Here is a 12,214-nt window from a genome sequence, read left to right as displayed (position 1 = left end):
CTCTCCTAATCCTGCTTTTTGGGCGGTCAGGCCGAAAAGCCGCCGTCGATCGTCAGCGTCGCGCCTGAAATATAAGCCGCGGCGGGACTGACGAGAAAATCGATCAGGCCGGTCATTTCATCCAGCTCGCCAAAACGCTGCACTGGAATGCCGCCCCTGATCCGCGCCTTGTCGGCTTCGGGCATGCCATGCGCCATTTCGGTGCTCATCATGCCCGATTCGACCACATTGACGGTGATCTGGCGTGACGCGAGATCATGCGCCGCGCCGCGCGAATAGCCGCCGATGGCGGCTTTGGAGCCGCAATAGTCGGCCGCTCCCGGCATGCCCGCTTTTCGCCCGCTGACCGAACCGATCGTGACGATGCGCCCGCCGTCCGCCATCACATGGGCAGCGGCCCGGATGGTGGCGACGACGCCCAGCGTATTGACGGCCCATACCTGGTCGAGCGCAGCATAATCATGCCCGTCGCCCAGACGCCCCAGATTCGCGATGCCGGCATTATTGATCAATATATCGAGCCGCCCGAAGGCCTCGATAACCGCGTCGACCAGTCGAGGCGCCGCAGCGGGATCGCCCTGTTCCGACTGGATGGCCTTGCCGCGCACGCCCAGCCGTTCGAGTTCCCCCAGAACCTCTTCGGCCTGCGCGATGGACGAGTGATAGCTGAACGCCACGTCGGCGCCCTTGGCGGCCAGAGCCAGCACGATAGCCCGCCCAATGCCCCGCGTTCCGCCTGTCACCAGCGCGCATTTGCCCTTCAGTCCGTCCATTGCCTCTCCACCCACCTTGCGCCTGCTGGCGATCATCGCGTCGCCGCCTGCCATTTTAAGGCATATACCCTAAAATCGCGCATAGTCTCGGTTCAGGCAGGAGTCAATGTCCAACGCGTGTCGAGCTGCGCCTTTCGTCAGCAGTGTAACCCGCCTACATGCCGATCAGCTATCGAGAAATATCATATATACCGAGGTGCGCAGCGCATCTTCGAACAACTGCTCTGCCAGAACCGTATCGGGACCAGCAGCGGAGGGATTGTCATCCTGATCGGTAGCCGCACCGTAGCAGATTTCGTTCACAAGCCTTATCCGGGCGTCGAACAAATTCTGCGGCAGATGGGGGACCAGTTGCCGCAACAGGCCCAGCACATAGAAGGCGAGCGGCGCATGTTCCTGCATCGCGCGTTGGCCATCCCACAGGGAATAATGGTTTACGGCGCGCAGAAGCGCGGCAAAGCGGTGGCGACCATCGCCGTCGACGGCATGGAACACCGGCGCAAATGTGATCCGCAGCAGCGTGACGGGGTCGTCGAGCCTGCCCTCCGCCCTGGCGGCGGCGAGAAGCGGCTCGCGATGTTCTTCAAGCGCCGGAATGCGCGCCTTGAAGATCGCGCCGATCAGGCCATGCTTGTCGCCGAAATGATAGCCGATCGACGATTTGTTGGCGGAACCGGCGGCGATGCTGATCTCGCGCAACGACGCGCCCTCCATGCCATGGTCGCCCCACAGGCGCTCGGCCGCATCGATGATCGCCTCGATCGTCCCGATGCCCCGCGTGGGCGGGGTCAGTACCGGCGACTCCTCATCGGCCGGCTTTCGTCTCCGGCGCGACTTTGCCTCCGTCATTGCGCGTTCACCATCCATGCCCCCCATTTATACCGCCCGATCACCATGCATTCAAAAGGACGGCACCGCCACCGGCCCGGAATAATCATAAAAGCCCTTGCCGCTCTTACGCCCGAGCCAGCCGGCCTCGACCATCTTGAGCAGGATCGGCGCCGGGCGATATTTGGGATCGCCAAAATCGCTTTGATAAACCCGCAGGATTTCCACGATGGTGTCAAGGCCGACAAGGTCCGCCAGCGTCAGCGGACCCATGGGATGCCCCAGACCAAGCTTGATGCCGGTGTCGATGTCGGGGATCGAGGCAAGCCGTTCGCCCACGGCGAAACAGGCCTCGTTCAGCAGCGGCAGCAGGATGCGGTTGACGACGAAGCCGGGGCTGTCGGCCGCGACGATGATCTGCTTGCCGATACGTTCGCCAAAGGCGCGCGCGACGGCCACGGTCTCATCGGCGGTGGCAAGGCCGCGGATCAGTTCGAGCAGCGGCATCAGCGGCACGGGATTGAAGAAGTGCATGCCGATGAAGCGCTCAGGCCCCACGATCGACTGCGCCAGCCGAGTAATGGCGATGGACGACGTGTTGGTCGCCAGCACCACATCCTGGCCCACCGCCTCGCAAAGCTGCGCGAAAATCTTGCGCTTGACCGCCTCCTGTTCGGTCGCGGCCTCGATGATGATCTGTGCGGACGCCATGGCGGAAAGGTCAGCGACCGGCTCGATCCGTTGCATGGTGGCGTCGCGCTGCGCCGCGTCCAGCTTGCCGCGCGCCACCTGCTTGTCGAGGATGGCGGCAATGCCGGCCTTGCCTTTCTGCGCCGCTTCGATCGAGATATCGGACAGGCTGACCTTCAGCCCCGCCTGCGCCGCGACCTGCGCGATGCCCGCGCCCATCTGACCCGCGCCGATAACCCCCACATGCTCCATCATCGCCCCCAATATCCGTAGCGGCAACCCGCTGATTCCCGTGCGGTAGCAGGTCGGGCAGCGCCGCGCATCAGCTTTGGCGTCGCAAGGGACGGGACAGACTTACCGGCTCATCGCGCGCTCAGGCACCGCCGCCGATGACGCCGCGCCTGATCTGGTCCAGCTCGATGCTTTCGAACAGGGCCTGAAAATTGCCGGTGCCAAAGCCCTCATTGCCCTTGCGCTGGATGATTTCGAAGAAAATCGGGCCGAACAGGGGTTCGGTGAAAATCTGGAGCAGCAGGCCCTCTCCCGTCCGCACGCTGCCGTCGATCAGGATGCGGTTGCGCTTGAGCCGCGCCAGATCTTCGCCATGGCCGGGCACGCGGGCGTCGACCAGCTCATAATAGGTGTCGATCGTGTCCTGCAATCGCACCCCGCGCGCGCGCAGCTTTTCCACCGTCGCGTGAATATCAGCGGTGGTCAGCGCGAGATGCTGAATGCCCTCGCCATGATATTGGCGGATGAATTCCTCGATCTGGCTCTGGTCGTCCTGGCTTTCGTTGAGCGGGATGCGGATCGCCCGGTCGGGCGCGATCATCGCCTGACTGAACAGGCCGGTCGCCTGGCCCTTGATGTCGAAATATTTCTGCTCTTCGAAGGCGAAAAGCGTGCGGTAAAATGCGCTCCATACCCGCATCTGGCCGCGCCGGACATTGTGGGTCAGGTGATCGAGCAGGTCGAGGCCGACATTGTTGGCCGCTTCCGCCTCACGCCAGCCGGGAAACGCCGCCCAGTCGGCGTATATGTCCGCTCCGTCCTGCACGAAATAGAGATAGGAGCCGCCAATCCCCTGAATGACCGTATCATCCTCCTCGGTCGGCTTTGCGCCATGCGCCAGCGCCCAGGTCATCGCGGCGTGCGGGTCGGCGACGCGAAACGCCATCGCGCTCGCCGACGGGCCGTGTTCGCCCCGAAAGGCGGCGACCCGGCCCGCATCGTCGCGATTGAGCATCAGGTTGATGCGGCCCTGCTTGAACCGGGTGATATTCTTGGCCGGATGCCGGTGCGTGGGCACAAAGCCCAGCTGTTCGAACTGCGCCGCCATCGCTTCAGGATCGGGCGAGGTGAATTCGACGAACTCGAAGCCGTTGAGGCCCAGCGGATTGGCGCTGTCGGTCACGGGTTCTTCGCTCCTGCATGATAAGCCTGCGTGCCGCGCGAATAGAGCCGGTCCTCCGGCAGCACCGTGTCCGGCTCCAGATCTTCCTGCCCGTCGAGCGCGCGATAGAGCGGCGCGAGGTCCGTCTCCACCGTCGCGCGCAGCAGCGCCTCGAAACTGTCGATGACGAAATAGCTCTGCTGATAATCGTCGATCCGGTAGCGGGTGCGCATCACCCGCCGCAGGTCGAAGCCGATCCGGTGCGGCGACGGATCGTCCAGCGCAAAGACCGACTCGCCATAGGAAGACAGGATGCCCGCGCCATAGAGCTTCATGTCGCCATCCCGCCGGATCAGTCCGAATTCGACCGTATACCAATATAGCCGGGCCAGCCGGTCGATCGCGCCAAGGCTGTCGGCGCGCAGCCCGCCCTGGCCATAGGCCTGCATATAATCGGCAAAGAGCGGGTTCGCGAGCAGCGGCACATGGCCAAAGACATCGTGAAAGACGTCCGGCTCGGCCAGATAGTCGATCTGGTCGGGGGAGCGGATGAAGCGCCCCGCGACGAAGCGGCGATGGGCCAGATGTTCGAAGAATATCCGGTCGGGAACAAGCCCCGGCACCGCCACCACCTGCCATCCGGTTCGCCGCATCAACTGATCGGACAGCGCGGCGAAATCGGGGATGCCGGGACTGGTCAGGCGCAGCATATCGAGACCGTCGAGAAATTCGGGCGCGGCGCGGTCGCGCAGCATCCGCGATTGCCGTTCGAACAGCCGGTCCCATGTCGCATGATCCTGCGCGCTATAGGACGCCCAGTCCTGGGGAATGGTCCAGTCGGACGCCGCCTGTCCGGGCCGGTCGAGGGTCATGTTCGCCATATGGCGAGTATCGCATGGCGGTGCCGAAAATCCGTTTCAATATTGATGGAACATGCGCTAAATATGATACAAGCCATGCACTAGATGGATATATATGAAACAGGATCGTCACATCGACGAACTCGATCGGCGCATCATTTCGGCGCTTCAGGCGGATGCGGCGATCAGTCATCAGGACCTGGCCGACCGGGTCGGCGCGTCGGCGGCATCCTGCTGGCGGCGCATCAGGGCGCTGGAAGCCGCCGGTGTGCTTGGCCGCACGGTGCGGCTGGTCGACGCCGCCTCGCTCGGCAAGGGCGTCAACGTCCTGTGCAATATCCGCATGCGCAGCCACGCGCGCGACGCCCGCAGCGCCTTCGAGCAATTTGTCGATGGACAGGCGGAGATCGTCGAATGCTTCTCCATGTCGGGCGAGTGGGATTATCTGCTCCGCGTGATCGTGGCGGACGTCACCGACTATAATGATTTCCTGATGAACCGGCTGCTCGGCCACCCCTCGGTCGCTGGCGCCGCGTCGCATTTCGCGCTGGCGATGACCAAATATACGACCGCCATTCCAGTCTAGCGGCCATCATCCGCAGCCCGCATCTTCCCTTTCATGCGCGCGCCGCTTAAGGCCCCTCGAGTCCTATGGCAGCGCGACGGGAGAGCTTTTTCATGTCCTACGAAACCATCCTCGTCGAGCAGCGCGATGCTGTGACGCTCATCACCCTCAATCGGCCGCAGGCGCTCAATGCGCTCAACAGCCAGGTGCTCGATGATCTGGCCGACGCCTTCGCCCGCTATGACGCCGACCCGGCCCAGCGCTGCGCCGTGCTGACCGGCAGCGAAAAGGCGTTTGCCGCCGGGGCGGATATCAAGCAGATGGCGGACAAGCAGGCCGCCGACTTCTTTCTGGAGGATTTCTTCGCCGGCTGGCAGAGCAAGGTGGTGGCGACGCGCAAGCCGTGGATCGCGGCGGTGGCGGGCTTTGCGCTCGGCGGCGGGTGCGAGCTGGCGATGATGGCGGATTTCATCATCGCCGCCGACACGGCGAAATTCGGCCAGCCCGAAATCAAGCTCGGCGTTGCCCCCGGCATGGGCGGGTCGCAGCGGCTGACCCGCGCCGTGGGCAAGGCGAAGGCGATGGAAATGTGCCTCACCGGCCGCATGATGAACGCGGAGGAAGCGGAGCGCGCCAGCCTCGTGTCACGAATCGTGCCCGCCGCCGACCTGCTCGACGACGCGCTCAGGACCGCCGCCCAGATCGCGGCGATGCCGCCCATGGCGGCGATGGTGAACAAGGAGGCGGTCAACCTCGCGTTCGAAACCAACCTGTCGCAGTCGATCCTGATCGAACGGCGGCTGTTCCAGATTTTGACCGGCACACAAGACCGGACCGAAGGCATGGCGGCATTTGTCGACAAGCGGCCCGGTGTCTGGAAAGGACGCTGAACCGTCGCCGGTCCCGCGCCTGAGTTCCGCTTCAGATCGAGGCGTCGAGCCGTTTCATGATCTCGCGACGGCGGCGGAACGCTTCAAACCGCGCGCGTTCCGGGTCGGAATCGAGAATGGCGGAAATGATCGCGCGCTTGTCCCGCTTCCAGCGCTGCTTGCCGTCCGCGCCGCCATAGACCGGCGCGCGCGGATATTCCGCATAATGGTGGACGGCGGTGCGCGAGAGCAGCTCCATCAACGGCCGCTCGACCATCAGATAGAGGATGTCGAGCATGTCCTGATCGAATTGCGCGCGCGATCGGGCGGTGTTGCGATCGTCGATCGACTGGGCGAGCAGCGTCAGCTTGGCCCGCATCGCCTTGTCCTTCACTCGCGCCGCCGCCGCCATCAGTTCGCAATCGAGCAGGGTGATGATGTCCATCGCCTCGGGATGGGCGGAATGATGCAGCGCCAGATAGCCCGATATCGCCCGGCTCAAACCCTCCGCCTCGGGCCGGGTGCCATAATAGCCACCGCCGGGGCCACGGCGCACCTGTAGCAGCCCTTCATGCTCAAGCACCCGCGCGGCCTGCTGCACGGTGACGATGCCGACGCCCAATATTTTGGCAAGGTCGGGCAAGGAGCCGATCTGCGTGTCGGGCGGTTGCGCGACGATCATGTCGCGCAGTTGCGCGACGGCGGCTGTCACCAGCCCTTCGCGGGATTTTGGCTTGCGGACGCTCATCATGCTCCTCGATCGACCCTCCAACCGCCCTTAGCCCCTTTCACCGGGAAAGGCACGGTTTCAACGGGCGCACCTATTATATGCACATTAATTGCTACAATTCGCCAAAACAGGCTTTTCTCCTTCTTGCATTCTTGGATAATAGACATATTAAGGGGCAGCTAAAAAGCAGAATCCGTCTTGGACGCAATGCGCCCGGACGACCCGTCATGCTAGGAAGGGGGGATGCAGTGAATATCGGCATTTTGCAGGAAAGATCGCCGGGCGAACATCGCGTAGCGACAACGCCAGTGAACGTGGCGCGTTTCGTGAAACTTGGCCTGCCGATTCTGGTCGAATCGGGCGCCGGCAAGGATGCGGGCTTTTCCGACGCCGCCTATGAAAGCGCCGGCGCGACCATCGTGTCGCGGGCCGACGCTCTGGCGCGCGCCGACATCCTGCTGGCCGTGCGGCCACCGGCCGCCGCCGATCTCGCCGGTATTAGGGCGGGCACCAAGCTGATCGGCGGACTTTCGCCCTATGCCGATCCGGCACGGCTGGAAGCCTATGCCGCGCTCGGCGTCGAGGCGATGGCGCTCGAACTGCTCCCCCGCACGACCCGTGCGCAGGCGATGGACATATTGTCGAGCCAGGCGAACCTCGCCGGCTATCATGCCGTCGTGCGCGCCTCGACCGAGCTTAACCGCTGCCTGCCGATGATGACCACGGCTGCCGGTTCGATCCCGGCGGCCAAGGCGTTCGTCATGGGCGTGGGCGTTGCCGGTTTGCAGGCGATCGCGACCGCGCGCCGTCTGGGCGCGATCGTATCGGCCACCGACGTGCGTCCCGAAGTGCGCGAGCAAATCCAGTCGCTCGGCGCCAAGCCGATCTTCGAGGAAATCGGCGAAGGCGACGAAGTGACGAAAGCCGCGGGCGGCTATGCCGGCGAGATGAGCGAAGCCTATCGCACGCGGCAGGCGGCACTGGTTTCCAGCCATATCAGCAATCAGGATATCGTCATCACGACCGCGCTGATTCCGGGCCGTCCCGCTCCGCGCCTCGTCAGCGACGCGCAGATCGCGACGATGCGGCCGGGCAGCGTGATCGTCGATCTCGCCGCTGAAAATGGCGGCAATGTCGAAGGCGTGGTCGCCGGCGACATGGTCGAACGCCATGGCGTGCTGATCATCGGCCTGACCAACGGCGCGACGCGCCTCGCGGTCGATGCGTCGAACCTGTTCGCGCGCAACTGCTATAATTTCATCGAAGCCTATTGGAACAAGACGGACAAGGCGATCGCCATGCCCGCCGATGACATGCTGGTCGAAGCGGTGACGCTGACGCGCGGCGGACAGATCGTCCATCCGCGTTTCTCGCAGACCCAAACGGCCTGAAGGGGGGAAACATCATGAGCGCTCTCAATCCGGACTATCTGTTCGTCTTCATCCTCGCCGCCTTTCTGGGCTTGCAGCTCATCAAGAAGGTGTCGCCGCTGCTCCACTCGCCGCTGATGTCGCTGACCAACGCGATCGCTGCGGTCGTCATCGTCGGCGCCATCGCCATTACTGGTGAGGAAGGCGCGACGCCGCTCGCCAAGACGCTGGGCTTCATCGCCGTGTTCTGCGCGACGGTGAACCTCGTCTCGGGCTTCATGATCACCGATCGTATGCTCAAGATGTTCAAGCGGAAGGAGGGCTGATCCCATGAACGCTTTCGTTCCCTTCGCGGCGATCGTCGCTTCCGCCCTGTTCATCCTGTCGCTGATGTGGATGAGCCACCCGACCACCGCCCGCCGTGGCGTCCGCGCGGGCGAGGCCGGTATGGTCATCGCCATCATCGGCGCGCTCGTCAGCCATGAAGTCGTCAGCTACGACCTTATCATCATCGCCATGGTCGCCGGTGCGGCCGTCGGTATTCCGATGGCGCTGCTGATGCCGATGACGGCGATCCCGCAGCGGACCGCCATCTCCCACGCTTTCGGCGCGCTCGCCGTCGGCCTGATCGGCGCAGCCGAATATTATAAGCACGCCCATGCCGAATATGCCGGCGGGTTCGTGCTGTGGGCGCTGATGTTCGAAATGCTGCTGGGTTTCCTGACCTGCACCGCGTCGGTCGTCGCGTTCGGCAAGCTTCAGGAAATCCTGCCGACCAAGGCACTCGTTTTCCCCGGCCAGCGCATCGTCAACGGCCTCGTGGCGCTCGCCACGGTCGCCATCGGCGCCAGCCTGGCACTCGATCCGACCCAGACCTTCCTGTTCCCCGTTTTCGTGGCGCTGGCGCTGCTGTTCGGCGTGCTGCTGGTGATCCCGATCGGCGGCGCGGACATGCCCACCGTCATCGCGCTGCTCAACAGCTATGCGGGTCTGGCCGCGTCGGCGATGGGCTTCGCGCTCGGCAACAAGCTGCTGATCGTGGCCGGCGCGCTCGACGGCGCATCGGGTTTCATCCTCGCCCTCATCATGTGCAAGGCGATGAACCGCAGCTTCGCGAACGTCATGTTCGGCGGCTTCGGTGCGACCGCCGCCAGCGCGGCCGGTGGCAAGGACGATCGCGTCGTCCGTTCGGCTTCGGCCGAGGAAGCGGCGCTGCAACTGGAGAATGCCGCCAGCGTCGTCGTCATCCCCGGCTATGGCATGGCCGTCGCCCAGGCGCAGCATAAGGTGGCCGAACTCTATCAGGCGCTCACCAAGAAGGGCGTGGACGTCAAGTTCGCGATCCATCCGGTGGCGGGCCGTATGCCGGGCCATATGAACGTGCTGCTCGCGGAGGCCAATGTGCCCTATGAGCAGCTCGTGGAGCTGGACGACATCAACCCCGAACTGCCGCAGACCGACGTTGCGCTCATCATCGGCGCCAACGACACGATCAACCCGTCGGCGCGCGACGATCCCAACAGCGCGATCGCGGGCATGCCGATCATCGAGGCCGATCGCGCCAAGTCGGTGTTCGTCATCAAGCGGTCGATGAACGCGGGCTTCGCCGGGATCGACAATCCGATCTACTATAACGCCAACACGCAAATGCTGTTCGGCGACGCCAAGGAAATGGTCGGCTCCATCGCCAAGGAACTGGCGGGCGGCGGCGGCGGCTTCCACTAAGACGCCCACGCAGCATAACCTCGAAGGCCCGCCCTCACCGGCGGGCCTTTTTGTTTGGGCGCGCTATCCTCCACCGCCATGATCGATTCTGCGACTTTCTCTGATGAAGGGACTTTGTTTCCAGCCCGCGCGCTCGCGGCCTATGGTCCCATCACAAAGCCCCTGAGGAGTGAATGACATGGATGCGAAAACAGGCAGCCCCCTGAGCGATCCGGCCAAGGAGCCGGCCGCGCTGCGATCGCTGCTCGGGCGGACCAACCGGGACTGGTGGCCTAATCAGCTCTCGCTCGATATCCTCGCCCAGCACGGCGAGACCAGCAATCCGCTGGGCAGTTTTGATTACGCCCGCGCCTTCCGCTCGCTCGACCTCGCCGCGGTCAAGGCGGATCTGACCGCGCTGATGACCGATAGCCAGCCCTGGTGGCCCGCCGACTATGGCCATTACGGTCCCTTCTTCATCCGCATGGCGTGGCACAGCGCCGGCACCTACCGCACCGGCGACGGGCGCGGCGGCGCGTCGTCGGGGTCGCAGCGGTTTGCGCCGCTCAACAGCTGGCCCGACAATGGCAATCTCGACAAGGCGCGGCGCTTGCTGTGGCCGATCAAGCAGAAATATGGCCGCAAGCTTAGCTGGGCCGACCTCATGATCCTCGCTGGCAATGTCGCGATCGAATCGATGGGCGGGCCGGTGTTCGGCTTTGGCGGCGGCCGCGCGGATGTGTTCGAACCGGAAAAGGATATTTACTGGGGCACCGAGGAAGAGTGGCTGGGCCAGACCCGGATCGAGGAGGAATCGGGCCGCGCGCTCGAAAATCCGCTCGCCGCGATCCAGATGGGCCTGATCTACGTCAATCCCGAAGGTCCCGGCGGTTGCCCCAGTCCGCTCGGCTCCGGCCGGGACATGCGCGAAACCTTTGCACGCATGGGCATGAACGATGAAGAGACGGTGGCGCTGACTGCCGGTGGCCACACGTTCGGCAAGGCGCATGGCGCGGGCGACGCATCGCTGGTGGGCGTCGAGCCGGAAGGCGCGGACATCGCCGCGCAGGGCTTCGGCTGGGCCTCCACCCATGAAAGCGGCATCGGCGATCACACGATCACCAGCGGCATCGAAGGATCGTGGACGCCGACGCCGACCACCTGGGACAACAGCTTTTTCCACATGCTGCTCGATTATGACTATGCGCTGGTGAAAAGCCCGGCGGGCGCACATCAGTGGCAGCCGGTGAGTGTCGCGCCGGACGATCTGGCGCCGGGCGCGCACAGCCCCGACCGCCGCGTGCCGACGATGATGACGACGGCGGACATGGCGCTCAAGATGGACCCGCACTATCGCGTCATTTCCGAACGGTTCCGCGACGATCCCGCCGCCTTTGCCGATGCCTTCGCCCGCGCGTGGTTCAAGCTGACCCATCGCGACATGGGGCCAAAGCCGCGTTATCTCGGCCCGGATGTGCCGGCGGAGGGCCTGATCTGGCAAGACCCGATCCCGGCCGGAAAGACCCTGAGCGACGCTGATATCGCGGCGCTGCGCAGCAAGATTGCGGCGTCCGGCCTTTCGATCGCACAGCTGGTTCGCACCGCATGGGCCTCCGCCTCCACCTTCCGGGGGTCGGACAAGCGCGGCGGCGCCAATGGCGCGCGCATTCGCCTCGCCCCGCAAAAGGACTGGGCGGTCAATGATCCGGCCGAACTGGCCGCTGTGCTGGACGTGTATGAAGGCATCAGGGCCGGTTTCGGCGACGGCGTCAGCATCGCGGATCTGGTCGTGCTGGGCGGCGCGGTCGGCATCGAACAGGCGGCGCGGGCGGCGGGTCATGAACTGACGGTGCCCTTCACCTCCGGCCGCGCCGACGCTTCGGCGGAACAGACCGATGCCGAAGGTTTCGCCCCGCTCGAACCCAAGGCGGACGGTTTCCGCAATTATCTGTCGGTGCGATTCAGCGTCCCGACCGAAGAGTTGCTGATCGACCGGGCGCAGCTATTGGGCCTGAGCGCGCCTGAAATGACGGTGCTGGTCGGCGGGCTGCGCGTCATCGGCGCCAACCATGGCGGCTCGCCCCATGGCGTGTTGACCGACCGGCCGGGGCAGCTCACGAATGATTTCTTCGTGAACCTGCTCGACATGGGCACGGCGTGGAAGGAGGTCGACGATCGCGGCGACGAGGTTTTCGTCGGCACCTGCCGCGCGAGCGGCGAGGAGAAATGGACCGCGACCCGCACCGATCTGGTGTTCGGCTCCAATTCGCAGCTGCGCGCCCTGTCGGAAGTCTATGCCGCCGCCGATGCGGAAGGGGCGTTCGTCGCCGACTTCATCGCCGCCTGGGCGAAAGTGATGGATGCCGATCGGTTCGATCTCATCCACGACTGAGGCAGGCAAGTCAGGCGGGGCGGCGAGATCGCCGCCCCGT

General features: G+C 64.4%; 12 protein-coding genes. 6 read left to right on the top strand and 6 right to left on the bottom strand.

Going from position 1 to position 12,214, the window contains the following annotated elements; translation table 11 throughout:
• Window positions 1–26: 26 nt before the first annotated feature.
• The 5 genes from ACODSN_RS03975 to phhA form a co-directional block, all read right to left on the bottom strand.
• Window positions 27–809, bottom strand: a complete 783-nt coding sequence (locus ACODSN_RS03975; protein ID WP_489053319.1) for an SDR family NAD(P)-dependent oxidoreductase — start codon at window positions 807–809, stop codon at window positions 27–29.
• A 129-nt stretch (window positions 810–938) separates the two neighbouring features.
• On the bottom strand, window positions 939–1,622 hold the full coding sequence (locus ACODSN_RS03970; protein WP_489053317.1) for a TetR/AcrR family transcriptional regulator: 684 nt from the start codon (window positions 1,620–1,622) through the stop codon (window positions 939–941).
• Between the two features lie 51 nt (window positions 1,623–1,673).
• Complete coding sequence (locus tag ACODSN_RS03965; protein WP_489053411.1) at window positions 1,674–2,543, bottom strand: 3-hydroxyacyl-CoA dehydrogenase family protein; 870 nt, start codon at window positions 2,541–2,543, stop codon at window positions 1,674–1,676.
• Window positions 2,544–2,664: 121 nt separating this feature from the next.
• The gene (gene hppD, locus ACODSN_RS03960) at window positions 2,665–3,705 is read right to left on the bottom strand and encodes a 4-hydroxyphenylpyruvate dioxygenase (RefSeq protein ID WP_489053316.1); all 1,041 of its coding nucleotides are present in this window, start codon (window positions 3,703–3,705) and stop codon (window positions 2,665–2,667) included.
• Window positions 3,702–4,565 (bottom strand): phenylalanine 4-monooxygenase, encoded by an 864-nt coding sequence (gene phhA / locus ACODSN_RS03955; RefSeq protein ID WP_489053314.1) that lies wholly within the window; start codon window positions 4,563–4,565, stop codon window positions 3,702–3,704. Before phhA ends, hppD begins: the two co-directional genes overlap by 4 nt.
• Before the next feature lie 94 nt (window positions 4,566–4,659).
• Between phhA and ACODSN_RS03950 the strand changes: the two genes are divergently transcribed.
• On the top strand, window positions 4,660–5,130 hold the full coding sequence (locus ACODSN_RS03950; protein ID WP_489053312.1) for an Lrp/AsnC family transcriptional regulator: 471 nt from the start codon (window positions 4,660–4,662) through the stop codon (window positions 5,128–5,130).
• Window positions 5,131–5,222: 92 nt separating this feature from the next.
• Window positions 5,223–5,999, top strand: coding sequence for an enoyl-CoA hydratase-related protein (locus ACODSN_RS03945; RefSeq protein WP_489053311.1), 777 nt, complete (start codon window positions 5,223–5,225; stop codon window positions 5,997–5,999).
• 31 nt (window positions 6,000–6,030) lie between these two features.
• Here ACODSN_RS03945 and ACODSN_RS03940 read toward each other — a convergent pair whose 3' ends face one another.
• Window positions 6,031–6,729, bottom strand: coding sequence for a FadR/GntR family transcriptional regulator (locus tag ACODSN_RS03940; protein WP_489053310.1), 699 nt, complete (start codon window positions 6,727–6,729; stop codon window positions 6,031–6,033).
• Window positions 6,730–6,956: 227 nt separating this feature from the next.
• Between ACODSN_RS03940 and ACODSN_RS03935 the strand changes: the two genes are divergently transcribed.
• The 4 genes from ACODSN_RS03935 to katG all read left to right on the top strand — a co-directional run bounded on the left by ACODSN_RS03935 (window position 6,957) and on the right by katG (window position 12,174).
• Window positions 6,957–8,099 (top strand): Re/Si-specific NAD(P)(+) transhydrogenase subunit alpha, encoded by a 1,143-nt coding sequence (locus ACODSN_RS03935; protein WP_489053309.1) that lies wholly within the window; start codon window positions 6,957–6,959, stop codon window positions 8,097–8,099.
• A 14-nt stretch (window positions 8,100–8,113) separates the two neighbouring features.
• Window positions 8,114–8,404, top strand: coding sequence for an NAD(P) transhydrogenase subunit alpha part 2 (locus ACODSN_RS03930; protein WP_489053307.1), 291 nt, complete (start codon window positions 8,114–8,116; stop codon window positions 8,402–8,404).
• A gap of 4 nt (window positions 8,405–8,408) precedes the next feature.
• The gene (locus ACODSN_RS03925) at window positions 8,409–9,803 is read left to right on the top strand and encodes an NAD(P)(+) transhydrogenase (Re/Si-specific) subunit beta (RefSeq protein WP_489053306.1); all 1,395 of its coding nucleotides are present in this window, start codon (window positions 8,409–8,411) and stop codon (window positions 9,801–9,803) included.
• Window positions 9,804–9,981: 178 nt separating this feature from the next.
• A complete protein-coding gene (katG, locus tag ACODSN_RS03920; protein ID WP_489053305.1) occupies window positions 9,982–12,174 on the top strand; it encodes a catalase/peroxidase HPI in 2,193 nt (730 codons plus the stop codon).
• Window positions 12,175–12,214: the final 40 nt, after the last annotated feature.

This window comes from Sphingobium sp. FG11 (assembly GCF_057809915.1).
Note: the sequence above shows the minus strand (reverse complement) of the source record. Positions and strands in the feature narration are given on the sequence as shown.